General features: G+C 35.9%; 28 protein-coding genes and 3 pseudogenes. 18 read left to right on the top strand and 13 right to left on the bottom strand.

Annotated elements, in window-relative coordinates; translation table 11 throughout:
• Positions 1-19: 19 nt before the first annotated feature.
• The 4 genes from NAG76_19405 (at position 20) to NAG76_19390 (ending at position 5,064) form a co-directional block, all read left to right on the top strand.
• The gene (locus tag NAG76_19405; GenBank protein URN93965.1) at positions 20-1,306 is read left to right on the top strand and encodes a methionine gamma-lyase family protein; all 1,287 of its coding nucleotides are present in this window, start codon (positions 20-22) and stop codon (positions 1,304-1,306) included.
• A 59-nt stretch (positions 1,307-1,365) separates the two neighbouring features.
• Positions 1,366-1,776: a MerR family transcriptional regulator gene (locus tag NAG76_19400; GenBank protein URN93964.1), complete on the top strand. Its 411-nt coding sequence runs from the start codon at positions 1,366-1,368 to the stop codon at positions 1,774-1,776.
• A 232-nt stretch (positions 1,777-2,008) separates the two neighbouring features.
• Positions 2,009-3,337, top strand: coding sequence for a type I glutamate--ammonia ligase (glnA, locus tag NAG76_19395; GenBank protein ID URN93963.1), 1,329 nt, complete (start codon positions 2,009-2,011; stop codon positions 3,335-3,337).
• A gap of 320 nt (positions 3,338-3,657) precedes the next feature.
• Positions 3,658-5,064, top strand: a complete 1,407-nt coding sequence (locus NAG76_19390; GenBank protein URN93962.1) for a copper amine oxidase N-terminal domain-containing protein — start codon at positions 3,658-3,660, stop codon at positions 5,062-5,064.
• Positions 5,065-5,298: 234 nt separating this feature from the next.
• Here NAG76_19390 and NAG76_19385 read toward each other — a convergent pair whose 3' ends face one another.
• Positions 5,299-5,865, bottom strand: a complete 567-nt coding sequence (locus NAG76_19385; protein ID URN93961.1) for a complement C1q domain-containing protein — start codon at positions 5,863-5,865, stop codon at positions 5,299-5,301.
• 128 nt (positions 5,866-5,993) lie between these two features.
• Between NAG76_19385 and NAG76_19380 the strand changes: the two are divergent.
• Together NAG76_19380 and NAG76_19375 are read left to right on the top strand one after the other, a co-directional pair.
• A pseudogene (locus tag NAG76_19380) lies at positions 5,994-6,488 on the top strand (chloramphenicol phosphotransferase CPT family protein).
• 49 nt (positions 6,489-6,537) lie between these two features.
• On the top strand, positions 6,538-6,711 hold the full coding sequence (locus tag NAG76_19375) for a YfhD family protein (GenBank protein URN93960.1): 174 nt from the start codon (positions 6,538-6,540) through the stop codon (positions 6,709-6,711).
• Between the two features lie 167 nt (positions 6,712-6,878).
• On the opposite strand, the gene NAG76_19370 is transcribed toward NAG76_19375, so the two are convergent.
• A complete protein-coding gene (locus tag NAG76_19370) occupies positions 6,879-7,097 on the bottom strand; it encodes a hypothetical protein (GenBank protein ID URN93959.1) in 219 nt (72 codons plus the stop codon).
• A gap of 286 nt (positions 7,098-7,383) precedes the next feature.
• Here NAG76_19370 and NAG76_19365 point away from each other — a divergent pair, with 286 nt between their 5' ends.
• The 3 genes and pseudogenes from NAG76_19365 to NAG76_19355 all read left to right on the top strand — a co-directional run bounded on the left by NAG76_19365 (position 7,384) and on the right by NAG76_19355 (position 8,984).
• Positions 7,384-7,890, top strand: coding sequence for a TetR/AcrR family transcriptional regulator (locus tag NAG76_19365; protein URN93958.1), 507 nt, complete (start codon positions 7,384-7,386; stop codon positions 7,888-7,890).
• A gap of 30 nt (positions 7,891-7,920) precedes the next feature.
• Entirely contained in the window at positions 7,921-8,670 is a 750-nt protein-coding gene (locus tag NAG76_19360) for a (S)-benzoin forming benzil reductase (GenBank protein URN93957.1), read from the top strand.
• A gap of 119 nt (positions 8,671-8,789) precedes the next feature.
• Positions 8,790-8,984 (top strand): annotated as a pseudogene (locus tag NAG76_19355) (IS3 family transposase).
• A 182-nt stretch (positions 8,985-9,166) separates the two neighbouring features.
• Here NAG76_19355 and NAG76_19350 read toward each other — a convergent pair.
• The gene (locus NAG76_19350) at positions 9,167-9,448 is read right to left on the bottom strand and encodes a hypothetical protein (GenBank protein URN93956.1); all 282 of its coding nucleotides are present in this window, start codon (positions 9,446-9,448) and stop codon (positions 9,167-9,169) included.
• Positions 9,449-9,681: 233 nt separating this feature from the next.
• On the opposite strand from NAG76_19350, the gene NAG76_19345 reads away from it, so the two are divergent.
• Positions 9,682-10,128 carry a Ger(x)C family spore germination C-terminal domain-containing protein gene (locus tag NAG76_19345; protein ID URN93955.1) on the top strand — a complete coding sequence of 149 codons (447 nt, stop codon included), beginning with the start codon at positions 9,682-9,684 and terminating at the stop codon, positions 10,126-10,128.
• A gap of 20 nt (positions 10,129-10,148) precedes the next feature.
• Here NAG76_19345 and NAG76_19340 read toward each other — a convergent pair whose 3' ends face one another.
• The 3 genes from NAG76_19340 to NAG76_19330 all read right to left on the bottom strand — a co-directional run bounded on the left by NAG76_19340 (position 10,149) and on the right by NAG76_19330 (position 12,646).
• Entirely contained in the window at positions 10,149-10,439 is a 291-nt protein-coding gene (locus tag NAG76_19340; GenBank protein URN93954.1) for a hypothetical protein, read from the bottom strand.
• A gap of 507 nt (positions 10,440-10,946) precedes the next feature.
• Entirely contained in the window at positions 10,947-11,816 is an 870-nt protein-coding gene (locus NAG76_19335; GenBank protein ID URN93953.1) for a DNA ligase, read from the bottom strand.
• Complete coding sequence (locus NAG76_19330; GenBank protein ID URN93952.1) at positions 11,813-12,646, bottom strand: Ku protein; 834 nt, start codon at positions 12,644-12,646, stop codon at positions 11,813-11,815. The genes NAG76_19335 and NAG76_19330 overlap by 4 nt, the downstream gene beginning before the upstream one ends.
• Positions 12,647-12,889: 243 nt before the next feature.
• Here NAG76_19330 and NAG76_19325 point away from each other — a divergent pair, with 243 nt between their 5' ends.
• The gene (locus NAG76_19325; GenBank protein ID URN93951.1) at positions 12,890-13,156 is read left to right on the top strand and encodes a YolD-like family protein; all 267 of its coding nucleotides are present in this window, start codon (positions 12,890-12,892) and stop codon (positions 13,154-13,156) included.
• Between the two features lie 112 nt (positions 13,157-13,268).
• On the opposite strand, the gene NAG76_19320 is transcribed toward NAG76_19325, so the two are convergent.
• Positions 13,269-14,012, bottom strand: coding sequence for a copper amine oxidase N-terminal domain-containing protein (locus NAG76_19320; protein URN93950.1), 744 nt, complete (start codon positions 14,010-14,012; stop codon positions 13,269-13,271).
• A 158-nt stretch (positions 14,013-14,170) separates the two neighbouring features.
• Here NAG76_19320 and NAG76_19315 point away from each other — a divergent pair, with 158 nt between their 5' ends.
• Positions 14,171-14,683 (top strand): DUF3189 family protein, encoded by a 513-nt coding sequence (locus tag NAG76_19315; GenBank protein ID URN93949.1) that lies wholly within the window; start codon positions 14,171-14,173, stop codon positions 14,681-14,683.
• Positions 14,684-15,013: 330 nt separating this feature from the next.
• On the opposite strand, the gene NAG76_19310 is transcribed toward NAG76_19315, so the two are convergent.
• Entirely contained in the window at positions 15,014-15,307 is a 294-nt protein-coding gene (locus tag NAG76_19310; protein URN93948.1) for a phosphatidylinositol kinase, read from the bottom strand.
• 175 nt (positions 15,308-15,482) lie between these two features.
• On the opposite strand from NAG76_19310, the gene NAG76_19305 reads away from it, so the two are divergent.
• Entirely contained in the window at positions 15,483-15,938 is a 456-nt protein-coding gene (locus NAG76_19305; protein URN93947.1) for a hypothetical protein, read from the top strand.
• 81 nt (positions 15,939-16,019) lie between these two features.
• Here NAG76_19305 and NAG76_19300 read toward each other — a convergent pair whose 3' ends face one another.
• From NAG76_19300 to lexA, 4 genes and pseudogenes are all read right to left on the bottom strand, one after another.
• On the bottom strand, positions 16,020-17,159 hold the full coding sequence (locus tag NAG76_19300) for a polysaccharide deacetylase family protein (protein URN93946.1): 1,140 nt from the start codon (positions 17,157-17,159) through the stop codon (positions 16,020-16,022).
• A 259-nt stretch (positions 17,160-17,418) separates the two neighbouring features.
• On the bottom strand, positions 17,419-17,490 hold the full coding sequence (locus NAG76_19295) for an excalibur calcium-binding domain-containing protein (protein URN96888.1): 72 nt from the start codon (positions 17,488-17,490) through the stop codon (positions 17,419-17,421).
• A 180-nt stretch (positions 17,491-17,670) separates the two neighbouring features.
• Positions 17,671-18,015, bottom strand: a pseudogene (locus NAG76_19290) (NucA/NucB deoxyribonuclease domain-containing protein).
• A 420-nt stretch (positions 18,016-18,435) separates the two neighbouring features.
• Complete coding sequence (gene lexA, locus NAG76_19285; GenBank protein ID URN93945.1) at positions 18,436-19,065, bottom strand: transcriptional repressor LexA; 630 nt, start codon at positions 19,063-19,065, stop codon at positions 18,436-18,438.
• A gap of 166 nt (positions 19,066-19,231) precedes the next feature.
• Here lexA and NAG76_19280 point away from each other — a divergent pair, with 166 nt between their 5' ends.
• The 4 genes from NAG76_19280 (at position 19,232) to NAG76_19265 (ending at position 21,407) form a co-directional block, all read left to right on the top strand.
• Positions 19,232-19,621, top strand: a complete 390-nt coding sequence (locus NAG76_19280) for a LysM peptidoglycan-binding domain-containing protein (protein URN93944.1) — start codon at positions 19,232-19,234, stop codon at positions 19,619-19,621.
• A 166-nt stretch (positions 19,622-19,787) separates the two neighbouring features.
• On the top strand, positions 19,788-19,994 hold the full coding sequence (locus NAG76_19275) for a DUF896 domain-containing protein (GenBank protein ID URN93943.1): 207 nt from the start codon (positions 19,788-19,790) through the stop codon (positions 19,992-19,994).
• Positions 19,995-20,028: 34 nt separating this feature from the next.
• Positions 20,029-20,538, top strand: coding sequence for a hypothetical protein (locus NAG76_19270; protein ID URN93942.1), 510 nt, complete (start codon positions 20,029-20,031; stop codon positions 20,536-20,538).
• An 86-nt stretch (positions 20,539-20,624) separates the two neighbouring features.
• Positions 20,625-21,407: an HAD family hydrolase gene (locus tag NAG76_19265; protein ID URN93941.1), complete on the top strand. Its 783-nt coding sequence runs from the start codon at positions 20,625-20,627 to the stop codon at positions 21,405-21,407.
• Between the two features lie 220 nt (positions 21,408-21,627).
• On the opposite strand, the gene NAG76_19260 is transcribed toward NAG76_19265, so the two are convergent.
• On the bottom strand, positions 21,628-22,167 hold the full coding sequence (locus NAG76_19260; GenBank protein ID URN93940.1) for an acireductone dioxygenase: 540 nt from the start codon (positions 22,165-22,167) through the stop codon (positions 21,628-21,630).
• Positions 22,168-22,374: 207 nt separating this feature from the next.
• Here NAG76_19260 and metH point away from each other — a divergent pair, with 207 nt between their 5' ends.
• Entirely contained in the window at positions 22,375-25,755 is a 3,381-nt protein-coding gene (gene metH, locus NAG76_19255; GenBank protein URN96887.1) for a methionine synthase, read from the top strand.
• Positions 25,756-25,854 lie beyond the last annotated feature (99 nt).

Here is a 25,854-nt window from a genome sequence, read left to right as displayed (position 1 = left end):
GGTAAGGGAGATCTTTGTAATGAAACAACAACGCAGCGAGACATGGAAAGAACTTGAAATATTAGTAGAACAAACTGAATTAGAAATTAGACAAGCATTTCTTGATATAGAGCGTATAAGTGAGCAAAATCAATGGAAAGTTATTGAGGCGTTCCAAAATCATAAGGTAAGTGATTTTCATTTTGCTGGATCAACTGGATATGGTTACAATGACCGAGGTCGTGAAGTGCTAGATCTTGTGTATGCCGATGTTTTTGGCGCTGAACAAGCTTTAGTTCGTCCACATTTTGCTTCTGGAACACATACGATTAGTTGCGCCTTATTCGGAGTGTTGCGCCCTGGAGACGAATTGTTATATATAACTGGGAAACCTTACGATACGTTGCATAAAGTAATAGGAAAAGGTCAAGACGGTTCAGGTTCATTAGCTGATTGGGGAATTTCTTATCAATCCATTGATTTGTTAGAAGATGGACAAGTGGATTGGAATACCGTAGAAGGTAGTATTAAGTCTAATACGAAAGTCATTGGCATCCAACGTTCTCGCGGATATGATTGGAGAGCGTCATTCAATATTGCGCAAATCCAAGAGATGGTTACACGTATTCGCGAAATTGCACCACATGTCATTATTTTTGTAGACAATTGCTATGGTGAGTTTACTGAGTTGTTAGAACCAACAGAAGTTGGTGTTGATCTGATGGCAGGTTCATTGATCAAAAATCCAGGAGGCGGTATTGCAGAGACGGGTGGATACATTGCAGGTAAGAAGCAATATGTAGAGGCAGCATCCTATCGCCTAACAGCTCCAGGCATCGGCGGTGAGGTAGGTGCAATGCTTGGTACGTTACGTGGGATGTACCAAGGGTTATTTTTAGCATCGCATCTAGTGTCTCAAGCAGTAAAAGGAAGTGTACTAGCTGCAGCAGTGTTTGAAAAGCTTGGATTTGAGACAAAACCAACATGGCAAGAGAAACGAACGGATCTAATTCAAGCGGTTCGCTTTGGACAAGCTGATCATCTCATCTCCTTTGTACAAGGTATTCAGCAAGCGGCAGCAGTCGACTCACATGTTACTCCTGAGCCATGGGATATGCCAGGATATGAGCATGCAGTTATTATGGCAGCGGGAACATTTATACAAGGTGGAAGTCTAGAATTATCTGCTGATGCACCAATTCGCGAACCATATATTGCCTATATGCAAGGCGGATTGACATATGCTCATGTCAAATATGGTCTCCTAACTTCATTAGAAAAGATGACGATTAATGGCTTAATTGTGACCAAACCTTACACAGGTTGACATATTTATACTAGCTAGGTACAATGATGATATTATAGCTATAGGAAGGATGGTGCGATATGGCTGACGATATTCGTAGAAACATGGCATTGTTCCCAATTGGTATTGTAATGAAGCTTACCGATCTAACGGCAAGACAAATTCGTTATTATGAACAGCATGAGCTGATTGTTCCTGCAAGAACTGGTGGTAACCAGCGTTTATTCTCATTTAATGATGTAGAAAGACTACTTGAAATAAAGTCGCTTATTGAAAAAGGCGTCAATATTGCTGGAATCAAGCAAGTTATGAATCCGGTGTCAAAAGAATCTGAAGAAGCTACGATTGTAAGTGAACAATCGGAAGTGAAGCGTCGTGAAATGTCTGATACACAGCTTCACCGTATGCTAAAACAACAATTGATTGAGAAAAGACCAGGTCAAACATCAATCATTCAAGGTCAATTATCTAGATTTTTGCATAAGCGTTAATTTTAACTCTTCATATGAGAATAGTTTATTTACGCTTTCGAAGTAACTTTTCATTGTTGCTAAGTTATATCGAGAAGGAATGAAAAGTTTGGTTTACGCTTTCGAAGTAACTTTTCATTGTTACTAAGTTATATAGAGAAGAAATGAAAAGTCTGGATTGCGCTTTCGAAGTAACTTTTCATTGTTGCTAAGTTATATCGAGAAGAAATGAAAAGTTTAAGGAGATGATTTCATGGGTTACACGAAAGAGGACATTAAACGTATTACGAAAGAACAAAATGTACGATTCATTCGCTTGCAGTTTACAGATTTACTTGGTGCAGTGAAAAATGTGGAAATCCCTGTAAGTCAACTAGACAAAGCACTTGATAATAAAATGATGTTCGATGGATCTTCTATTGAAGGATATGTACGTATCGAAGAGTCAGATATGTATCTGTATCCAGATCTAGACACTTGGGTTGTATTCCCTTGGGTAACTGAAGATCGTATTGCTCGTCTAATTTGCGATATATATATGCCTGATGGAACGCCTTTTGCAGGGGATCCACGTGGCATCTTGAAACGTGCATTGAAAGAAGCAGAGGAAATGGGCTATACAAGCATGAATGTTGGTCCAGAACCAGAATTCTTCTTATTCAAAACAGATGAAAAAGGCAATCCGACTACAGAATTGAATGATCATGGTGGTTACTTTGATCTAGCACCAATGGATATGGGCGAAAACTGTCGTCGTGATATCGTTCTTACATTAGAAGAAATGGGATTTGAAATTGAAGCATCTCACCATGAGGTTGCTCCAGGTCAACATGAAATTGACTTTAAGTATGCAGATGCTATCCGCGCTGCTGATCAAATTCAAACATTTAAATTAGTTGTAAAAACAGTAGCACGTGTACATGGTCTACATGCCTCATTTATGCCTAAGCCGTTATACGGTGCAAATGGTTCAGGTATGCATTGTCATGTTTCTTTATTCGATGGGAATGAGAACAAGTTCTACGATGAGAGTGATAAACTAGGATTAAGTTCAGACGCACGTCACTTTATGGCTGGTGTTATGAGCCATGCACGTGCTATGGCTGCTATTATGAACCCTACTGTTAACTCTTACAAACGTCTAGTTCCTGGTTATGAAGCACCATGTTACGTAGCTTGGTCAGCGAGCAATCGTTCACCAATGATTCGTATTCCTGCTTCTCGTGGTATTTCTACGCGTGTAGAAGTTCGTAACCCAGATCCTGCTGCTAACCCTTATCTAACACTTGCTGTGGTATTGAAAGCGGGTCTAGATGGTATTCGTAATAAAACACCTTTAGTAGCTCCAACTGATCGTAATATTTATATTATGTCAGAAGAAGAGCGTTTGGATGAAAATATTCACAGCTTACCTAACGATCTTCGTGAAGCATTGAATGAACTACTTCGTAGTGATGTCATCTGTGAAGCACTAGGCGATCATGCACTAGCTCACTTCTATGAATTGAAAGAGATTGAATGGGATATGTACCGCACACAAGTTCACCAATGGGAACTTGATCAATATTTGACTCATTACTAATTAGGGGAACCCTTGATGCTACTGGCATTGGGGGTTTTTCTTTTTGTGTAGCTATTGCAGACTTTTAGAGTGATATCATTAAGATCGATAAACCAAATATATTTTAGATTGAGCCAAATAAACAGATACGAGCAATATTATCAGTCCAATGATTGTCAACAGTTGAGTTGGCAACCGAATGACAAGAAATACTTACCTAAGTTATGAGTTGTAGGAAAAAGAATTATTAAGTAATCTATATAAATGTAAATATTGTCGAAAACTAACTTATGTTGTATGATGAATAAGGTTTTTTAATGCCAAAACCTAGGAGGCTTACATTGAAAAAATTTTCTTGTGTATTTATCTGTGTAGCACTACTTATCCCCTTAATCTCATTTATTCCTTCAACCGTCCATGCTGAAAGTGTCACGTATACTTCCCCTGAAGGCATAGTATTTCGGAGTGAAGCCCCAGGTTGGACCAAATCTGATTTAATTACACTATACAAAAGTTTTATTACACGTAATCGAACTGGTAAAGAGTTAGCATCCCTCCAGGGTATTGTTGTTGCAAAAGGTAATGGTTGTGGTGAATTGAAAGATGCTTCTGGATGTTATAGATCAGATGGAGTCATTTACTTAAATTACGGTGAATCTTGGACAGTAGCAGAAACTCCTCACACTGTTCTATCTCACGAGTACGGTCATCATTTTTCTAACTATTGGCTATCTATTTATGATGAAAAATGGTTGCGTCTACGTGAGATAAAAGATTACCCAATTCTGTATACTAGAGCGCAAACAACTAGTACGCAGGAGCATACTTGGTCCTTACATGAAATTATGGCGGATGACTATGCTGCACTTTACGGGGAAAAGGAGCAAAGAAGGACCGCTCAGATCATTAATGGAGATATGCCTAGAATGACTGACGTAGAAAATGAACTCATTCCTCATGTTAATGAATTACCTAAATTACAAGCCTATATCCAAGAACTTACAGGGCTTGTCCCTGATGGACAGATTGAAACTAATGTGGTACCACAATTAGTTTCATTCACCCCAGAATATCGAGAAAATTCTTGGTTTTATCGTATTGAATTTACTGCAGCGACTATTGATCCTAACAAAAATCTAACCTATTATTTCACAGTTGGTCGTTTTTCAGATAAAATATCACATACAGGGACAACTAACATCGTCCATTATTTTGAAAATTCACTACCCGTTATTGGCTCTGAAGATATTCGTTACCTTCGACCTGCGATGAACCCTGATGTCGTTCAACTTATCGCATATGATCCTATCTCTATGCTCCATACACGATCTAAACAATACCTTTACGATTTCACTACACTCGAGGAACCTTTTGCTATTCCTGCTACAAAGAAAACGATGATTTATCGTTATGGGCAAAAAGTTCGTACATATGACTGGTCTAACATTATTGGTGTGCAAGTCTTTATTAATAATGTCCAGGTCTACTTTAGTAAAAAACCTGTAATTATCAACGGTTCAACACAAGTTCCTATGCGTGAAGTATTTGAACGATTAGGTGCAAACGTCACATGGAACCAAAACAATAAAACAGCTACAGCTACGAAAAATGGAAAAACTCTCATTCTTGAAGCATCACAAGTGACGACGATTGACAATTCCTTATTTGTTCCGCTTAGGATGATAAGCGAGTTTTTCGATATGACGGTACGTTGGGATAAAGATACTTCATCAGTTTATATTAAGTAATCATAATACTAAAAAATGAGTCCCTCAAATCTATTGAGGGACTCATTTTTTCGATTGTAGATTTCGACTACCCAATTAGAAAACATTATACACAATGAAAATTTGAATCAAAGTTAGCTATAAAATGTACAGTATACAAAAAAACGACAGAGTGGAATCTCTGCCGAGCACGCAAACAGGTGAGGGTAACGACGCTTTCGATAGGTTTGGGACATAATCGTGTCGCGATGCACGTTATGATTTGAATCTAGCTGCTTGAAAATTCGAGCCAGCGCCAGCATCGGCAACATTTGGCCCTTCAAGCGTTCCTGCAATGTTAGCTGTAGCAAAAACTTCTACTCGGTCTCCTGCATTTAATTGAAGAATAGCAGAGACACTTGCTACATTAACGAAAGCGGGTAATGTTGGACCAAAGAAGTCATTATCAATTGCGACGGCTGCTCCGCCATTCAGATGAATTTCAACACGTGCTCTGTAATTTTGGAAGGGAATTGTTGGAGAGAAATTAATACTCGCAATAATGGAATATACACCTGGTGATTTAGGGATAAATATAGATGTTGTTGGATCGTATTCATTTTCTAAATCGAATTGTTCCGTGGGGAATAAGACTTTTACAAAAGTGTTTGCGGCAAGGGGTTGAGAAACTGTATTATTAATAGCTCTAAACCCAGAGGTTGGTTCAGGAGTGACCGGTGCTAGTCCACCAGTTAAATAAAAAGTATTGTTGTTTGTATTGTGATTGAAATTATTGTTCTTGTATCCGTTATGCTTCCTTTTGTGAGGACCGTAGTAACCCATGTTATCTCCACCTTCTATTAATTTTTATTGATTCTAGCATTATCTAGGAGGAGCTAGTACCAATATATTAATATCATATGTTCATGGATAGATAATGACAGGGCTTATGATACGAGCTATAGCACATTCATTTATCAATTGATGATTTTTTTAATAATTATAATGATTTTATTAATAATAAATTTCCAGATGAACCTATAAGAGAAATAGATCATCAAGTTGTCTCACAAATACTTGATGATTCCATAATCTCAGTGTATTATTCGACAATTAAATTGTTAACAGAAATGGGTTTTAACGTAATAGTAGATACTGTAATCGACAATGACAAGAAGTTTAATGAGTTTCTTGATCAATTTTTCGATCAGCCTACGTTATTTATAGGTGTACTATGCTCGAAAGAAGAACTCATAAGAAGAGAGCAAACAAGAGGAGATAGGCAGATTGGACTAACAGCTTCGCAGTTTAGCAACGTATATTGCTTTGATGAATATGACCTTGAAATAAATACGGAAGAGATGAATCCAACAGAGTGTGCCCAAAAGATAATAAGTTTTATTAAGTCCAATAAGGAATACTCGGTATTTAAGAAATTAAGTAAAAGAAATGTAAGTATTTCCTAGATAGAATAGCCATATGATGACTTAAAAAACTAATTAGTGGACATCCTAAATGGAATTATGCAAATGTGAGGTGATAATTTTGAATAAGGATAATGAACAAAAGAAAGCTATACCTAGCTCAAAAAATGAAGATGTAGAATTTGCAATTGATCAGGCCGATCAAAATGATTTGGAAGCATTGAAAAGAGCAGAAGCAGCAGATCAGCGTCAGGAATCAAAGTAAAGAAAAAAGGAAATAAATTGGTTTAAGTTAATTAAATGAAAAATAAGTCACTCATTAAAGAGTGGCTTTTTTTAATATGCATTATCTTATTACAATGTAGACTGTAGACTCTACACGTATTCTTTGAAAGTTGGGGCGTGTCCTATCAAAATAAGCTATCTCATTATTCAGTACACAAGCACCGATTTGCAAAGGTTAAGTAATTCCACAATCTCAGGAAACGTATCATTACGTGGTTCTACTCGTTTCGAAAATATCTCATCGCAACCTTGACCACCAAGCGTTACTAGTGTTCGCACACCATCCCATTTAATTTGATTACTATTCAGGACCAATAGGTATATCAGTTGAGTTAACTGGTGAAATAGCACTTTCGGTAAAATCATTTAGATCTTCACTCCTTAATATTTTTAAGATATCAAATATTTCGCAGAAAATTTGATAAAGAAATTAAAAAGAAGGCACTCAAATAAACAATGAAAATCGAACTATAATTTAACTAACGATCGTTAAATTATTGATATTCTATTTCCATGTCATTTATACTATGTTTCAGTAAGATAACTAGAGGAGTGGATAAATATTAAGAAAAAGGAACTTACAACAAATCAACTAATAGAAGCAGCATTTGATCTGTTTGCAGAGCATGGTCTAGAAAGAACAAGCTTAGGGATGATTGCAAGTAAAGTTGGTATAACAAAGCCTTCAATTTACTATCATTTCAAGACCAAGGAAGACCTTATAAGCCGGACTTTTGAGCATATTTTTAGAGATCATCATTTCTACACTTACTTTAAGATGGATTTAGTAACTAAAGAGAATTTTATAGAGGTATTGTATCAAGGCGGCTTAGAAATGCTGCCGGATGACAATCAAGAACATTTTGCAATGTTGAGGGTTTTAAGTGAATTTATGATATTAGCGGAACGTGAAGAGCTTTACAGAATGCGTTTAATGAACATACAGCAAGATTTTTTGAATGGATTTCGTGACCTGTTATTAAAGGGGGTAGAATTAGGATTAGTACCTTCGCGAAATGTAGATTACAAGGCTCATATGCTCGCATTAGTCATTGATAATATATCCCGATGTATGATGATGAACTTCACTATGGATTATGAGGGAGTTTGGAAGGAAGTAGTGAATAGTGTTCTTATAAAAGATGTGAGCACAGAGTGACAAATAACATAAATTGGGGGGAGTAGTCCATTGAAATATTTTATTATTACAGGTACATCTAGAGGTATTGGAGAAGCAATGGCCAATCAATTAATGGCTGATAATCATCATATATTTTGCATATCAAGGACTAAAAATGAACGGCTGATTGAACGAGCAAGAGAGAAAAATGTTAGGTTGAGTTACTACCCCTTTGACCTTAATGATATAGGTAAAATTGATAGTCTATCCGATGAGATATTTAGCGCAATTACACGTGATGCAGAAATAACAGCTATATACCTAATAAACAATGCAGGTATGTTATCTCCTGTGGCACCAATTGAACAAAACACAGCTAACAGCATTATAGAGAATGTGAATGTAAATTTGATTGCTCCAATGATTTTAACGTCGAATTTCATCAGGTATTCACAAGAAATAGACATAAACAAGCGGATTATGAATATTTCATCAGCTTCTGCCCGTTATCTCATGCCAGCACAAAGCTGTTACAGTACATCGAAAGCGGGTTTGGATTCATTCTCCAAGAGCGTGAGCATAGAGCAGTCAAATCAGTTGTATCCCACCAAGGTTATCTCTGTATATCCAGGGATGATAGATACACAATTACAAGCTGAGATTCGTTCAGTGAGTAAAGAAAATTTTCCTTATGTAGATCAATTTATACAATTAGCACAAGAGGGGAAGTTACAAACACCAGAATATACAGCTGCGAAATTAATTGACTTACTTTTTGAAGTGAATTTTGGAAATACCGTAGTTGTTGAAAACTTATAATCCGTACATTTTAATGATTAGGTATTGTTACATTTCCTTAAATCCAAGTGATTTCCAAAATGAATACCCTACATTGTTCCAATGTATTACCTCAATATCTAAATGTTTCGTGTCTACAGGCTGATAATGCCCCCATTGAATCGTTTCACGCCACACTAAAGTGAGAAACATTCTATCTCGACCATTTGACCTGTACAATTACTGCAATCATCGAACAGACAGTCAGAGATTACATTTATTATTATAACAACTTTCGCATTCAAACGAAACTAAACAACCAGTCTCCGATTGAATATCGGAAACTGGTTGCATAGAAGGTGTTTTATCCCTGTCTCAAAAAAAGGGGTCAGTCCCCATCAGTAGTAGGGGCTTTTTTTGTTGGCAAAACCAACGTGAATTATTCCAAAAAATATTACGAATGTAAACTAATTATCTTTTCTGATTAGTTTGTGATTTATCCACCATTTTGAAATTATTGACCAGAGTAAATCTCACCTTAATTAGTTGAAGAAGAACTATTATGTGTAGGTACAATTTGTTTATACAATTCTACTACTTGCTCCATTTCTGCAATAGCTTGTTGATGAGATTGAAGAGCAGTATGTATTGTTTGTATAGCTTGCCTTTCTTTAGATATTAAACTTTGAAGTTGCATAGCATTTCGTTGTTCTTGCTGTTTTAGTTGCTCATAGACTTGGTAAGAGTGAGTAGTCTGCTGAATCAACATTTGAACCATTTGCTCGCATTCGTGCATCGGATTTGAATTACTCTTATTCATTTTTTTAATTGCCTCCTAAATTTAATACTACTATTATGGTCAGATATTTTATATCTAATCCCTGTTACTAGGGAGTGTCAGGTCCTAAAGATGTATAGAGTCATTTATTCAATTTCACCAAAAACCAACAATTTAGGTTGTCTGAGTAGACCTTCATTGGAGTGAAGGTTATTTAGTGGGGTTGTATGGAACATCGCATTAAAGATTTAAGAAAGTGATACTTCTCGGCGTTTTTGTACGAAAACTTTAAACAGGGCGAAATAAGTATCAACTTAAAGGAGATAAGTGAAGAAAGTGAACATGTAATGCTCAGCAGTTTAAACAGTAAACGTGATATTAAAGTAACATCTAATCTTGAAAAAAATCATTTTACAGTTGATATAAGTTTGAATATTAAAGGTGCTATTTTGGAGTATGTTGGTGATCTTCGTCTAGCAAATGACAAGGATATAAAAGAACTAGAAGGTATTGTATCTCAATACGTCAATGAGCAAGCGAAAATAATGATTAAAGAAATGCAAAAAAATAATGTTGATAGTTTAGGTATGGGAAAGTACGTAAGGAATTCACTTACTTACAATCAGTGGAGTAACTTAGTTTGGCACGATCATTATCCCAATGTAGAGGTACTCTGCAATACAAAGGTATCAATTAAGGATTATGGAAAATTTGGAAATTAATAAATCAAGAATTTCGAATTTTACTCGTCAGGTTCGTTGAACGTTTCTAAAGCGGCATTACCTTGTCCTTGATCGCCTGGATATTCACGTTCTTTTCCGGAATGCAACTCGCGATTTTCATAATCAAAACGATTAGGAGGACGTTGATCAACGCGCCAAGCCGTACTTTTTCCTAAAGACTCAGCATTAACAGGTGAACCATAAGGACCATCTGTGAACTCTTCTGCAACTAAGTCATTTCGTTGAGATTCTACAGTAGCGAGATCAGTGTATTGCTCTCGTTGTTCATTAATAAAGCCATCTTTCGACATATTGTAACCTCCTGCTAATTTTTCAATAGTGTACCCAACTAATACAATAATATTTTAGTAAAAATAAACGTTGAGAAAACCTTAGTACGAGATAGAGGTATTATTTATAGCTGCAACGTTTGAAAGAAATAAAATCCACTCAACCAATATGGTCGAGTGGATTTTTATCATTATGAATGGGGCAGGGGAAGGTTTTTAAATTGAACTTTTTTAATGTAAATAAGTTCATCTATTTAATTTGTATTGAATTGAGCTAATTTGATTACAAAGAGATTTAATTTGATTTAGCTGATTAGTGGCGGTTTGATGACCTTGTAGAACTGTTTGTATAACTTGGGAAGCATGTAGCTCCTTTTGTACAAGTTGTTCTAATATTCTAGCATTTTGTTGTTCTTGTTGAAGTAATTGTTGATACTGAATTGATGCTTATTGAGTTTGTGAAATAAGTTGTTGAACTACAATGTAAATATTGTTAGCATGCCTTTAAGTTGTTTGTTAACATACGAGTTAAACTCCGAAACCAAGAAGTTTAGGTTGCCGTAACAATCCATTTTCACTAAATTCCAAAGCTGCTACTTTACAAACGAAAGGGACACTTAGCCATAACGCATCATATTTAGGTTTTTTCTCAAAAGGACATACACCCTGATGTTCAGTAGCAAACTCTAGAATCAGTCTTTTAGAGGCTTGGTCTAAACCAGAGACGTGTCCAATGTATTTATCTTTGTAACGTAATATGAGACTAGATACTAATCCGTTTTTGAGCTTAATGCCGACAACATCAACATGCAATCTAAGTTCTTTTCTCTTCTTATACCAATACTTATGACCTTTACCTTCTACATACGGGCTATCAATTTTCTTGGAAATAATACCTTCCCATTCACGCTCGTGTAGCCAATCCCATAAACCTTGACCATCGTCAAAAATATCTGAAACCATAAGTCTAGGCTGTGGCTTTGGAAAGTACCGTTGCAACCGTTCGAATCGTTCAATAAATGTTAAACCTCTAATATCTACGCCTTGATCGTAGAGAATGTCAAATGCAACAAAGATCAATGAATTATCAAATTTCTTCTTACTTACGCCAAGACGTACCCTCTGAAAATTGGGCCGAGTCCCATCAAAATAAGCTATTTCTCCATCTAGTACGCAAGCTCCGATTCTTAATGGCTTAAGTAGTTCAACAATCTCGGGAAAAGTATCATTACGTGGCTCTACACGCTTGGAAAATAACTCCACACCGCCGTTACCATCTAATCTGACTAGAGTTCGAACTCCGTCCCATTTAATTTGATAACGCCATTCTGGTCCAATAGGAATCTCACTAGAGTTGACTGGGGCCATTGGTACAGCTGGAAGAGGCATATCAATCATGATACATTTTCCTTTTTAGTTCTTTTTTTACGCTTAGGAGATGGTGTTGGTGGTTGGGGTTTGGTGACTTCTAAGCTAGCTTGTAATGCCGCCATTAGATCTATAACATTTGATTTAGTAGCAGAAGGGGCATTTATGACATCGATGCTTTCTCCAGCTATTTTTTGTTCGATCAATTCAGTTAATGCTACACGATATTCATCGGTATATTTACTAGCGTCAAATTTTTCACTTAGTTGTTCTACTAATGTGATAGCCATTTGCAATTCTTTATCGTTAACTTCTACTGCTTGAGGTAAGTTTGGTACCTGATTTATAGCTCGAATTTCGTCCGGAAAATGCATGGTTTCTAGACATAGACAATTATCTACGACTCGTATGGCTGCTAAGTTACTTTTACTTCGTATTGATATTTTAGCTATACCGATCTTACCTGTTCGCTTTATCGCTTCCATTAGCAAATTGTATGCCCCTGCACCTGTCATATCAGGCGATAAGTAGTAAGGTTTTTCATAATAAATTGGATCGATATCTGTTAACTCAACAAAATCAAGTATTTTAATAATACGAGCTGACTCAGGTTTTATTGATTCTAATTCTGTTTCATTTACAATCACAAACTTATCTTTGTCATATTCAAACCCTTTTACAATATCCTCAGCTAGAACATCCTTAGAACAATGTGGACATTTTTTCTCATATGCGATGGGCATCCCACATTCTTTATGAAGTTGTCTAAAGTGTATATCCTTGTCCTCAGTAGCTGAGTGCATTTTTACGGGTACATGTACTAATCCAAAGCTGATAGCACCTTTCCACACAGTATGCATCCTTATCACTCCTTTATTTGTTAATATGTCCAAAGTTTTAAGGAATATTTGAAACTAAAATTATATTAATTTCAAACCTTGTAATAAGATCGTACGTTCGTGTATAATTAGAAGCTAATGGTGGTAAGCCTTTTGCATAAAATATAGGTAATGACTACAGGAGCATATGAAATTAGATACACTGTTCGCTCAAAAGGACGGATTCAAATATTGAATAAGTGAAATTGAAGGAGCATATATAGAATGATACCGAAACCAAAAAAGGGTAATGCGAAACCAAAACGTCCAACTCGAGATGAGTTTGAATTAGAGGAATTAGGAGAACGATTAGTTGAAGCAAAAAATGAAAATACTATCGTAGAGTTAGAAGTATGGAATTGGGAAGATAATGTAATAGGGTGTATTGTTGTAATGGACTCGCGTACGAAGCTAGTACATGTAAGTAAAGATGGAGAAATTACTAAAGTTCCTTTTTTGGATATTATGAAAGTTAGCAATGCAAATTATTAATAAAACAAGGGAATCCGGATATGTTCCATTTAATAATATTTTATTATCAGATAACCTAAATGAGATGCTGACTGTATTTACAGGCGCATCTTATTTAGGTTTCACTATGAAATTATTCAATAGTAAGTGGAATAGCTACTTCTAAAGTTTTGATTTTATGTGTATCATCCCCATCAATTGTATACTTTGCTGTTACCGTAATTATGTAATCTCCACGTGGTAAAACAGAAGGTCGTGCTGATTCATTATAGAAAGAATAAATATCATCCTTGTTATCTAATCCGATTTTGTTCAGATTATATGTTAAAAATGAATTTTGTTTGATGTTAGAATGAAGCTCATCCCCAGATTGGTACGAGCTAGGCAATAAAGCTAATCCATAATTTTCTTTACTAGTAAATCCATTAACATCTGTAATCGAATATTCAATTAATGATTCACCGTGTAATATATTTATAGAATGCTCTGTATGGTTGGTAATACGCGACCAAAGTTCAATTTGATCACCATACTTAAAAGTAGATTTGCTGGAGAAAGCAGATAGGGTAAACTGATCGTTCTTTATTGTTTTATTTACTGTTGATTTTTTATCTAAAGAGTTTGCTTCTTCAATATGAACAGTTTGATTGCTTTTATTATAACTAATATTCCCTCTCATTTTTTCTACTAAAGCTCGGACAGGTACGTATACACTACCATTAATGCTAAAAATATCTTGTTTCAAATTGACAATCTCATTATTAATAAATAGTTTACCTTTGAAAAGATAAGACGTCACATTATCCGATGCAACTAGAAAGGAAGAGGAAAGTAAGAATAATGTTATAGCAATTATAATCGTTTTCTTGAGTTTCATAATTAAAACAACTCCAATCCTATATTAATAAATGAACAATACCATAAAAATGTAAAATATGTAATATATGAGATCTCCAATATCGAACACAACTTTAAAGAATAGAAATTATTGTACATGCCCATCCTATAACATAATAAAAACTGAGGGATGGTACGATGATTTATATCTATAATGACTATGGCGGGACACATACAACATCATTGGCAGCAGCTTATCATTTAAAACAAATTACCCAATCCGAAAGAAAACTAACTTCGGAAGAAATATTAAATGTTAATTTTTTTAATAAGATGACGAAAAAAGATTTCGGCAGAATAATATTTCACGGTATTGATGAACAGGGGAATTCCGTATATACAATTGGTAGGAAGTCCTCTAAACTTGTGGTCCCAGCGTTAAAAGACTTAAGTTTATTACTTGGTAGTAAACATCATTTTAATGAGACGATAATATTTTCAAATACTTCGCCAACAGTACCTTTATTAATGTCAATTGGAGGTTTCTTTTCAAGAGGACTTAAAATTGATTTCATTGGTGTTCCATTATTAGTTATAGGAGCTAAGCAATGTTGTGATAATATTTTTAGACTGGTCGAAAACACGAAAAAAATGGGTGAAAACTCTAAAGAAGAAAAAGTAGTTATATTAGAGAATGCGCAATATAAGTGAAAATGAAAATAGAGCGCCTAATGGCGCTCCTTCTTCAAAAGTTAAATTGTGTTGTTATGACGGTGGTGTTTTTTTGCGATAACAAGCACCTTTTGACCAGGTCTAAGCTTTATAACATGAATTCTTTTTTTACTCATTTTGCGGCACCTCCTTAAGTGAAGATAATCTATTGTATGAGAATAGAAATGAATTGCTGTAGATGAATATAAGGCATTATAAAAATGGGGTTATTGAGTATTTTGAGCACAAGTAACCATGAAAGGTTCAAAAGTATGTAACGAAATAATATATTTTTTTAGGGGGATGAGTAATCATCCCCTTAAACTATGATTAGAAGAAAAATGGAAGTAAAAATAAACCTCCGATAGTCGAGAGTGGAACTCGGCGTTGGAAGAATCTGCGTCGAGGGAAGAATCCAGGGTGAAAGCCAAACTGTCTGTACGCTTCGTGTGCGGGTAATCCAGTTAGTCGATCGACAATCTCATCGGTGGGAATTGCAAGTGTGACATAATTTTGATCAACATGTGCTATAAATCCGTCATAAGCTTTTCCGTCTGCCGTTTGAATGCCAACATATTTATTCATGCAGTTCCAACATATTTGTTGATAATCGTTACTGTTCATAAATAGCCTCCTATAATTATTATTCACAATAGTCTATGGACTGGAAACTATAACGGACACGATATTTGCCTATATACAAAAAATTTAGAATGGTTGTGAAACTTTATTTAAAAAACAAAACCATAACTGATAATTGTGGTAATATATAGGAAACTATTATGAAGGAGTTGCAGTATTGAAAAAGCTATATTTAAGTTTAATAGTACTAGTGTTGATGTTATTATTGTCTGCATGTTCAACTAATGAGGCATCAAGTAATGAAACACCAAAAAATGAATCAATATCTGTGGAAACACCTAGGAATGAATCGTCAACTGCGGAAACACAGGGCTCGGAAACACCAAGTGATATTTCAGATGAAAGAAAACTTGAAACTTTTATAAGTGCGTTTGTAGAAGCTGGTATAGAGATTAACGTGGAAGAAAAACCAATGTTCCAACTTATAAATGCAACAGACGGAGTTGTTTTTTATATGGATAATTCTCCTGTCAAGATATATGAATTTAATTCGGAAACAGATATGAATAAATCACTAGAAGAATTTAATTTTAGTGAATGGCCAACAAATGGTAGATTTGCAATTGAAACTAGCAAGGAAGATGCAATTAAAATATTTTCAAATATAAAGTGAATAATAGAGAATGTAAATTTGCAAATTAACTTTACTAGTTCTCAGCTATAATTTCTCGCAAAAAATAAAACAAGGCTTGAACTAAGCCTTGTTTTTATATATTTCGTCTAATGTAACTAGTGTGAATCCTTTTTCTTGTAGATCATTAATAATATAAGGTAATAGTTCGACTGTGTTCTTAATATGTTTACCGCCAAATGAATGCATTAGAATAATGCTATCAGATTTTGTATTCTTGTTTATGTTTTGTCTCATTTCTTGAACCGAACTTCCAGCCCAGTCTCGTGTATCAACATCCCATCCAATGAAGCTTCTATTGTCATCTTTCATAGACTCTCTAACCATATCATTGACAGCCCCATATGGTGCTCTAATCCAATCTGGTTTAAAGCCAATAACAGCGTTAATTAACTCATCTGTTTGCTCTATTTGCTTAACAATTTCTTTATTAGTAAGTTTAGTTAAATTTGCATGATTATAAGAATGGTTCCCTACGGAATGTCCTTCATCTAGTATTCTTTGAAGAACCGATCCATGTTTTTCAACCTGTGTTCCTACAACAAAAAATGTAGCTTTCACATTGTGTTGCTTTAATATATCTAAAATAGCAGGAGTATACTTCGTGTCAGGCCCATCGTCAAACGTGAGTGCCACGTATTTCTTATTGCTGTGATCTTTATCTGCACCTTGATCCGGAGGTAAGGTAGTTTCATGATCAGTTCCTTTGTCTGGCTGCGTAGTAGATTCTGGATCCTTAATAGGTGGTTGTTCCGTTTCTACTGGCTCAGTGAGTTCAGGATCAGGTGTTGTAACAGGTCTCTCAGTAGGTACAGGCGTTGATTCCGGTGTTTTAGTATGTTCAGGCGCAATTTCAGGTGGTGCAGTATGTGGTGGTGAGGTTGTTACGCCATTATTAGTGTTGACATCATCATTTGCTTCATAATCAGGTTCTTGTACAATAGGTAAATCAGTTTCGTTGGAATCTGGCTTCTTATTCGGTGTAATGTCAGTTGTTTGATGTGATTGATCTAATTCTGATAATACAGTTGAACCTGAGAATAACGGTAATACATAATGTTGGACAGCTTTAGCGGGATAATGGTAAAACGGAATAATTAGTGCGATTAATACGATTAGAGCGAGTAGTTGCCTTCGTTTCTTTTTTTTTCTTTGTTGAATTGCAATTTTTCTTTGGGCTGTTGACTGAGCAGGGATGTACATGACCTTCACACCTTTCGTTAAAACACACAGAAGCAAGAGACACTCTTTCATTTGGTTTGAAGGAGCTAATATTTCAGTTCATTGTTGTGTATATATATTAAACGTTTGGAGTAGAAGAAAAGTTGACAAATTAATGAGAAATCTGAAGAAAATATTCATTGTTCTTTTTAATAGAAAAGAGCCCTAAACCGTATTGGCTTAGGACTCTCAAAAGGTAACTTTATAATTGATTGTTGTCTAGATTACGAGAAGATATCACTTAAACTTCACAAGCTATGCCATCTCCATCACGATCTAACTTTTTAGAGTATCCAGGTTCACCTTTTAAAATAGGGGCTGCACCAGCCTCACGAACTTCTGTACAATTTTTGTATACAATGCTTGATGATGTGTCAGTTGAATTGCTGTCAGTAGTAGTAGAATCTAGTTTATCTGGTTTGGCTGTAGGTGTAACATCCTCATCAATATTGAGATCTTTAGAAGGTTTATTACCAAATAGATTTTTTGGCTTTTCTACTATAAATAATACTTTCTCGCCATCTTCATAAGCGGATAATTGATTACCGACCCAACTTCCAGCACCTCTGTTGTCACTTGGATTAATATAAGCAATATCAGCACCTTCTCCACCTTCAGCACACATTGCCATAGGCCATTCATCTCGATCATAACCTTCTTTGGTGTCTATACCAGCTAATGACTTTTTACGATTGGCATCTGCTCCATCACGATCAATGGTACATACATCCGAATGACCGTTTTCTAACGCACTATAAATATGAAGTGCAGTTTCAGGATAACTATCACTAGGGAATACAAGAACATAGTCATATTCATCGGGATTAGTTTGTGTTGTAACTGCCGAATTAACTGTAGGTTCTGGGCTAGCGTCATTACTTCCCGTTGTACCGGAATTGATAGAAGGGGATATAGTAGTATCAATCCCACAAGCAGATAATAAAAGGGTAAACAAAAGAGTACTTATCAAAATCCATTTCTTCAAACCAATCACTCCTAAAACTTTTCATAGTCTTTCATGATGATACAATCTTTAATGAAAAGTTACCTCGGAAGCAAAAACTAAAACTTTTCATAGTCTTCGTTTATGTTACATTCATTAATAAAAAGTTACATTGGAAGCAAAAGCTAAAACTTATCATAGTCATCTTTGCTGATACATTCTTTAATGAAATTAGTTAAATGAAATAGACCATCAGATACATTGTAGCTGATGGTCTATCATTTTATTCTAAATTAATATAATAGAATTAGACAATCAATGCATATCACGAAATAGTCCTATTACTTTTCCAAGAATAGTTACATTCTGCAAACGAATTGGCTCCATTGATGAATTTTCTGGTTGTAATCTAATATGATCTTTTTCACGGTAGAATGTTTTAACAGTAGCCTCATCATCCTCAGTCATAGCTACAACAATATCTCCATTATTAGCCGATTGTTGTTGTCTAACAATGACTAAATCTCCATTATGTATACCAGCCTCAATCATACTCTCCCCGATAACATTAAGAATAAATACGTTACTCTCGCCTACAAAGTTAGCAGATAGTGGCAAGTAATCTTCAATATTCTCAGTCGCAGTAATTGGTATACCTGCAGTTACTTTACCTACAACAGGAATATGTTTAACTGGAAACGGAATGATATTACTTTCTGATTCAATCATATCTTGATCTAAAATTTCGATGGCACGAGGTTTCGATGGGTCACGACGAATAAATCCCTTTTTTTCTAGTCGATCCAAATGACCATGAACAGTAGAACTTGATAATAATCCAACTGCTTCTGCAATTTCGCGAACAGAAGGTGGATAACCTTTATCTTTTACTTCTTGCTTAATAAACTCTAATATAGATAGCTGTCGCTTAGATAATTGTTTCATTAGATCAACTCCATACTTTATTAGGGAAATTATAACATAGAACTCGAGTTCGCACAAACATAAGTTCTCAAGAATATATGTTCGTATATTTTATGGTAAATCGTTGACACGGAACGTCTGTTCGTGTATTCTAAAAACAGAACAAATGTTTGGGGGGATGATTTTAATGTCAACTTATAATCCATATGCATATCGCAGTTATATAAGTTCAAGTAAAAACAACAGTGAGATGAAAGTACATAAGCAAGCTACTCGTCATTTAATAGCAAAAGGGTCAATAAGAGGGAAATTAATTATTACACTTTCATTAGTGACTCTAATTGTAATGAGTTTATTTCTATTCAATGTTACTGCATCGACTTCGCATAGCGAATTACCTATGGACGGAGAATCTATCATTGCTGTAGGTACTGGCGACACACTTTGGGGAATCGCAAACAATCACTACAGTGATGCCTCGGATATAGGTTACATTGTATACCTCATAAAGGACCGGAATAAGTTAGAAAGTAATACTATTATTCCTGGTCAACAGTTAATATTACCTTCAATATAATGGTTTGATATATAAGTCTGTAAAGTTCATCGATAGGTGATGCAACTTTACAGACTTTTTTGTTATAATGTAAATGTTGTTCTAATATTAACAACTATGTGATGTTGCAACTCTTTGATTTTCATGTCAACATTATGTTATTGCTAGCTAGAAGGGAGTGGAAGAGATGGATATGGAAAAGTTAATTGCTCGAATAAATGAGTTATCTCGTAAAAATAAGTCAGAAGGTTTAACAGCTGATGAGATAAAAGAACGTGATGAATTACGCAAAAAATATCTTATCAACTTTAGATCTAATATGAGACAACAACTAGATAATATTGAGTTTGTAGATGCTGAAGATCAAGGTGACAATAAAACATTATTAAATTAAAGTAACAACCAAATAGTTCTGAGGGGGATTCATATTGTCACGTTCTTGGGAAAGAAAAGTTCGTAAAAATACGGCTATAGTTAATAAGGCACGTAAAAAAGCTGGTAATGGTAAGTTAGTTATGAATGTTGAAAAGAAAAATGAAATTCGTTTCACAGGAAGAAATTATATTTTACCAGTAGTACTTATACTTTTTATTGGTATGTATAATTTCCTTATGTTAATGGATCCAAATTTCAAATTCGATACAATGTACTGGCTAACTATTGTGAGTTACATTTTACTTGCAGCGTTGTTCTATTTCCGTAAACCGTATCTTACGATTGGTAAAGACTATGTTCAATCTCGCAGAATGATGGGGGACAAGCAGTTATTTGCGGCTGCCATCAAAGAAATTAAAATTCAAAGCGGATATGTTATCATCGTGCCTAACCACGGTAGCAGTTGGACATATTCCAAACTCTTCAACCGTTTCCCACTGCAAGATATGACAGTTGAATTGAAGAAATTTGCTGAGAAGCATGAGATTAAGTTTACAGAATAGATCTTTGTTTGTTTCTGAATGAGTGCAAAACTTTATTAATAATTTGTAAGAGTGATAGTATAACCATTTAAAGGGGAGAAACAAGCGTGAAGAAGGCTGTACTTTTTGATTTGGACGATACATTATTGTGGGATGACCGTAGTGTGAAAGAAGCATTTCGTACGACATGTGAATATGCACAAGCTGAAACTGGAGTAGATCCAGAGGCACTAGAACAAGCAGTTCGCCAAGAAGCGAGAGCTATTTATGAAGCTTTTGAAGCTTTTCCATTTACTAAAATGATAGGTATTAATCCTTTTGAAGGTCTTTGGGCACGTTTTGAAGAAGGCGAACAAACGGAATTCCGTCAACTTCAACAATTTGTTCCATCATATCGTACTGATTCCTGGACAAAAGGTTTGGCTGCACTTGGTATTAACAATGCTGAGCTAGGTAAGAAATTAGGCGAAATGTTCCCTGCTGAACGTCGCAGTCGTCCAATTGTCTATGATGAGACATTCGCTGTACTAGACCAGCTTAAAGACCAGTATAAATTGTTACTTCTGACGAATGGTTCACCTGATCTACAACGTGAAAAACTTGCGGGTGTACCGCAACTTGTTCCTTACTTTGATCATATTATTATCTCTGGTGAATTTGGTGAAGGAAAGCCTAGAGCATCGATTTTCAATTATGCACTGGGCCAGCTTGAACTTCAAGCAGAAGATTGCATTATGGTTGGTGATAAGTTAACAACGGATATTCTTGGTGCGAATACAGTTGGAATGACCTCTGTATGGATCAATCGCCATGGAGTAGACCGCAACGATGATATTATTCCTACACATACTATTACTAGTTTGAATGACTTATTTGAATTATTAACTTAATTACTTATACAAAAAGCATCTGATCTGCACATTTTTGCAGTTTAGATGCTTTTTACTGTTTAATGGTTATCTCTTTAAGTGACTGTGTTGTGAATAACTTATTAACTGTCCAAGTGGAGTTATTTAAGTTGTAGAGGAAAAGAAAAATAATGAGTCATGGAACGACTAATGAGAAAAAACTGGTCTGCCCGGAGGTGAACCAGTTCTTATTAATGTTAAATTATTTTTGAAAAGCAGGATCTTCGTGAGGATGCGCAATCCAACCTTCTGTCTCAATGAATAGACGTACAGCAACAATCTTTTTATTGTCCATCAATGTGAAGAAGTGAGGGATGTTCTCTGGAACTGAAATCAAGTCTCCAGCTACTAGTTCAACATCAAAGTAACCTACATCGTCAGAACCTTTAATAATGAAAATACCTTTACCTGCAGTGATTGCACGAACTTCATCTTCAGTATGAGTATGAACGTTTTCGAATTTCTTAAGTAATTCATCAAGATTAGGTGTGCCTTCAGATAATGTAATAACATCCCAAGTTAGATATCCACGACGACCAGCAATTTCACGGATTTCCTCATCAAATGTTGTAAGAATTTCTTGCTTCTCTTCATCATTAAGATCAAACTTCTCTTGTAGTCCTGAACGAAGTTTGGAAACATCCCAATGTTCATAGATTACGCCTTGCTTCTCAAGGAATGCACTAACGTTTTCTTCTCCTTGAATACGTTCGTCTGTATTTCGAATTCTTATTTCTGCCATTATATTATTCCACCTTTTCCAATAGGAATTAATTTCGTATACTTATAATTATAAATGATATTATAGTACTTGTCGATTATTTACCTTTCAACTTTACTGAATATCTGATAAAATTTGTGATAGTGATTTTGGGAAGGGTGTATATAATTGGCAATTAGCAGACTTCAAGAAGAACTTCAAAAAAGAATTTTAATATTAGACGGTGCAATGGGTACGATGATTCAGCAAGCTGATTTGCATGAAGATGACTTTGGCGGTGCTGAGTTAGATGGTTGTAATGAGATGCTTGTATTGACTAGACCAGATGTTATTCAGTCTATTCATGAACAATATTTAGCCGCTGGAGCAGATATTCTTGAAACGAATACATTTGGGGCAACGAGTGTTGTTCTAGCTGATTATGATATTCAAGATAAGGCTAGAGAAATAAATTTAGCAGCAGCTAAGTTAGCAAAAGATGCTGCAATCAAATATAGTACGCCAGATAAACCACGTTTTGTTGCAGGTGCACTAGGCCCAACGACGAAAACACTTTCTGTAACGGGAGGCGTTACGTTTGATGAATTAATAGATAGCTACTATGAACAAACCGTTGCACTTATTGAAGGTGGAGTAGATGCGATATTACTAGAGACATCACAAGATACACTTAACGTTAAAGCAGGTAGTATTGGTGTTAGAAAAGCATTTGAAACTACTGGAATAACTTTGCCAATTATGATATCAGGTACTATTGAGCCGATGGGAACAACGTTGGCAGGTCAAAGTATTGAATCATTCTATATATCATTAGAACATTTACAGCCCATATCTATTGGCTTGAACTGTGCAACTGGTCCGGAATTTATGCGTGATCATATTCGTTCATTAAGTGACATTGCACCTACTGCAGTATCATGTTACCCGAATGCTGGATTGCCAGATGAAAATGGTCAATATCATGAGACGCCTGTTTCTTTAGCTCGTAAAATCGAAGACTTTGCAAAGCAAGGATGGCTTAATATTGCAGGTGGTTGCTGTGGTACTACTCCTGCACATATCGAGGAAATGGCTAAAGTTCTTGCTAATTATGAGCCGCGCCCACAAAGCGGTAATCATCCAGATGCTGTATCTGGGATAGATACTGTATTTATCGAAGAAGATAATCGCCCAATTATGATTGGTGAGCGTACTAATATTTCAGGTTCACGTAAATTCAAACGACTGATCAAAGAAGAGAAATTTGATGAGGCTTCTGAAATTGCTCGTGCACAGGTGAAAAATGGAGCACATGTCATTGATATCAATCTGCAGGATACTGATATTGATGAAGAGTATGCGGTTCATAACTTCTTACCGCAAGTAATGAAAAAGATTAAAGCTCCAATTATGATCGATTCTACGTATGATCACATTATTGAACTAGGTCTGAAATACTCTCAAGGTAAAGCGATTATTAACTCCATTAACCTTGAAGATGGTGAGATTAAATTCGAAAAAATCGTTCCATTGATCCATCGTTATGGAGCAGCCGTAGTTATGATTCTCATTGATGAACGCGGACAGGCGGTCACGCGTGAAGCAAAATTAGAAGTTGCAGATCGTGCATATGATCTGTTAGTGAACAAATACGGTGTGAACGAAGAAGATATTATTTTTGACCCGAATATGTTCCCTGTCGGTTCGGGTGATCCACAGTACATTGGTTCAGCTGTCGAGACGCTTGAAGGGATCCGAATGATCAAGGAGAAATATCCTCGTACGAAGACGATTCTTGGACTAAGTAATATCTCATTCGGATTGCCTGATGCAGGGCGTGAAGTATTGAACTCTGTCTACCTATATCATGCTACGAAATCAGGACTTGATTATGCCATTGTCAACACAGAGAAACTAGAGCGTTACGCGTCAATTTCTGCTGAAGAACGCGAACTTGCTGAACAGTTAATCTACAATACGACTGATGAGACGTTAGCAGCATTTGTAGCTGCATTCCGTAATAAGAAAGTTGAGAAGGTCGAAAAACTTTCTAATTTATCATTAGAAGAGCGACTAGGTTCTTATATTATCGAAGGTACTAAAGAGGGGCTAATTGTTGACCTTGAATTAGCACGTGAGAAATATACGCCACTTGATATTATTAATGGACCACTTATGGCAGGTATGGCTGAAGTCGGTAGATTATTCAATAACAATGAGTTGATTGTTGCTGAAGTGTTACAAAGTGCCGAGGTTATGAAAGCGTCCGTTACGCATCTTGAACAGTTTATGGAAAAATCTGACTCTGCAACTAAAGGTAAAATTATTCTAGCAACTGTAAAAGGTGACGTACATGATATCGGTAAAAATTTAGTTGAAATCATTTTATCTAATAATGGCTACAAAATAATAAATCTTGGTATTAAAGTACCGCCTGATCGCATTATTGAAGCCTATCGTGAAGAAAAAGTCGATGCAATAGGTCTGTCAGGCTTACTAGTGAAATCTGCGCAACAGATGATTATAACGGCTCAAGATTTACGTGCGGCAGGTATTGATGCACCGATTCTAGTTGGTGGCGCAGCGTTAACGCGTAAATTTACTAGAACACGTATATTACCTGAATATGATGGTCTTGTCCTCTATGCCAAAGATGCGATGGATGGTCTTGATATCGCTAATAAGATAACGACACCTGACTTACGTGCCGTTGTTGAAGAAGAATTTGTGCAAATTCGAGAGCAATTAGCTAATGAAGTAGATACGGATAAGAAGCTACCTGCAATGACTAGAGCGGTGAAATCTAATATTTCTCAAGATGCACCTGTCTTTATTCCGCCAGATACGGATCGTCATATTTTACGTAATATTCCTTTGAGTCAGTTAATGCCATATGTGAATATGCAAATGTTGCTAGGACATCATCTAGGTGTGAAAGGTCAAGTAGATAAACTGATTGAAGCTGGAGATGAGAGAACAACTCAATTGAAAGCAACAGTCGATAGTATATATGCGCAAGGTATGGAGGAAGGGTTTTTAGAAGCAAATGGTATGTATCGTTTCTTCCCTGCTCAAGGATCTGGTAATGATATCATTATTTACGATCCAGAGGATCACAGTAAAGAAATCAAGCGATTTAGTTTCCCTCGTCAACAAGTGGAGCCTTATCTATGCCTTGCTGATTATTTGAAATCAGTGGAAAGTGGCATCATGGACTATGTAGGATTCCTTGTTGTTACGGCAGGTAAAGGGATTTCGAAAATATCTTCCGACTTTAAAGATAACGGAGAGTATTTGAAATCACATGCCGTGCAAGCATGTGCATTGGAAACAGCCGAAGGTCTTGCCGAGAAACTGCATCATATTATGCGTGATGTGTGGGGTTATCCAGATCCACCTGAGATGACGATGAAGAAACGTTTTGGTGCACGTTATCAAGGGATTCGAGTATCGTTTGGTTATCCTGCATGTCCAAATCTTGAGGATCAAGGACCTTTATTTGAATTAATGAAACCTGAAGACATTGGAGTAGAGCTTACTGAAGGATTTATGATGGAGCCTGAAGCGTCGGTATCGGCGATGGTATTTGCGCACCCAGAAGCACAGTACTTCAACGTAGACAAAGCGTAAGGATGCTCAAAAAGCGGGCTTTGATAACGATGAGTATGCGTTGTAGCGTAGTCGGCGTCGAATATGAAGTGAACTTGGAAAGTACGGTTCGCGTGTACC

This window comes from Candidatus Pristimantibacillus lignocellulolyticus (assembly GCA_023639215.1).
Lineage (GTDB): Bacteria > Bacillota > Bacilli > Paenibacillales > Paenibacillaceae > Pristimantibacillus > Pristimantibacillus lignocellulolyticus.
The sequence above is the reverse complement of the archived record's forward strand: the minus strand, read 5'-3'. Positions and strand labels throughout refer to the sequence as shown.

Coding starts and splice junctions, on each gene's coding strand:
- NAG76_19405 (URN93965.1), top strand. CDS start 20: ATGAAACAACAACGCAGCGAGACATGGAAAGAACTTGAAATATTAGTA.
- NAG76_19400 (URN93964.1), top strand. CDS start 1,366: ATGGCTGACGATATTCGTAGAAACATGGCATTGTTCCCAATTGGTATT.
- glnA (URN93963.1), top strand. CDS start 2,009: ATGGGTTACACGAAAGAGGACATTAAACGTATTACGAAAGAACAAAAT.
- NAG76_19385 (URN93961.1), bottom strand. CDS start 5,865: ATGGGTTACTACGGTCCTCACAAAAGGAAGCATAACGGATACAAGAAC.
- NAG76_19375 (URN93960.1), top strand. CDS start 6,538: ATGGAATTATGCAAATGTGAGGTGATAATTTTGAATAAGGATAATGAA.
- NAG76_19370 (URN93959.1), bottom strand. CDS start 7,097: ATGATTTTACCGAAAGTGCTATTTCACCAGTTAACTCAACTGATATAC.
- NAG76_19365 (URN93958.1), top strand. CDS start 7,384: ATGATTGCAAGTAAAGTTGGTATAACAAAGCCTTCAATTTACTATCAT.
- NAG76_19350 (URN93956.1), bottom strand. CDS start 9,448: ATGAATAAGAGTAATTCAAATCCGATGCACGAATGCGAGCAAATGGTT.
- NAG76_19340 (URN93954.1), bottom strand. CDS start 10,439: ATGTCGAAAGATGGCTTTATTAATGAACAACGAGAGCAATACACTGAT.
- NAG76_19335 (URN93953.1), bottom strand. CDS start 11,816: ATGATTGATATGCCTCTTCCAGCTGTACCAATGGCCCCAGTCAACTCT.
- NAG76_19330 (URN93952.1), bottom strand. CDS start 12,646: ATGCATACTGTGTGGAAAGGTGCTATCAGCTTTGGATTAGTACATGTA.
- NAG76_19325 (URN93951.1), top strand. CDS start 12,890: ATGATACCGAAACCAAAAAAGGGTAATGCGAAACCAAAACGTCCAACT.
- NAG76_19320 (URN93950.1), bottom strand. CDS start 14,012: ATGAAACTCAAGAAAACGATTATAATTGCTATAACATTATTCTTACTT.
- NAG76_19315 (URN93949.1), top strand. CDS start 14,171: ATGATTTATATCTATAATGACTATGGCGGGACACATACAACATCATTG.
- NAG76_19310 (URN93948.1), bottom strand. CDS start 15,307: ATGAACAGTAACGATTATCAACAAATATGTTGGAACTGCATGAATAAA.
- NAG76_19300 (URN93946.1), bottom strand. CDS start 17,159: ATGTACATCCCTGCTCAGTCAACAGCCCAAAGAAAAATTGCAATTCAA.
- lexA (URN93945.1), bottom strand. CDS start 19,065: ATGAAACAATTATCTAAGCGACAGCTATCTATATTAGAGTTTATTAAG.
- NAG76_19280 (URN93944.1), top strand. CDS start 19,232: ATGTCAACTTATAATCCATATGCATATCGCAGTTATATAAGTTCAAGT.
- NAG76_19275 (URN93943.1), top strand. CDS start 19,788: ATGGATATGGAAAAGTTAATTGCTCGAATAAATGAGTTATCTCGTAAA.
- NAG76_19260 (URN93940.1), bottom strand. CDS start 22,167: ATGGCAGAAATAAGAATTCGAAATACAGACGAACGTATTCAAGGAGAA.
- metH (URN96887.1), top strand. CDS start 22,375: ATGGGTACGATGATTCAGCAAGCTGATTTGCATGAAGATGACTTTGGC.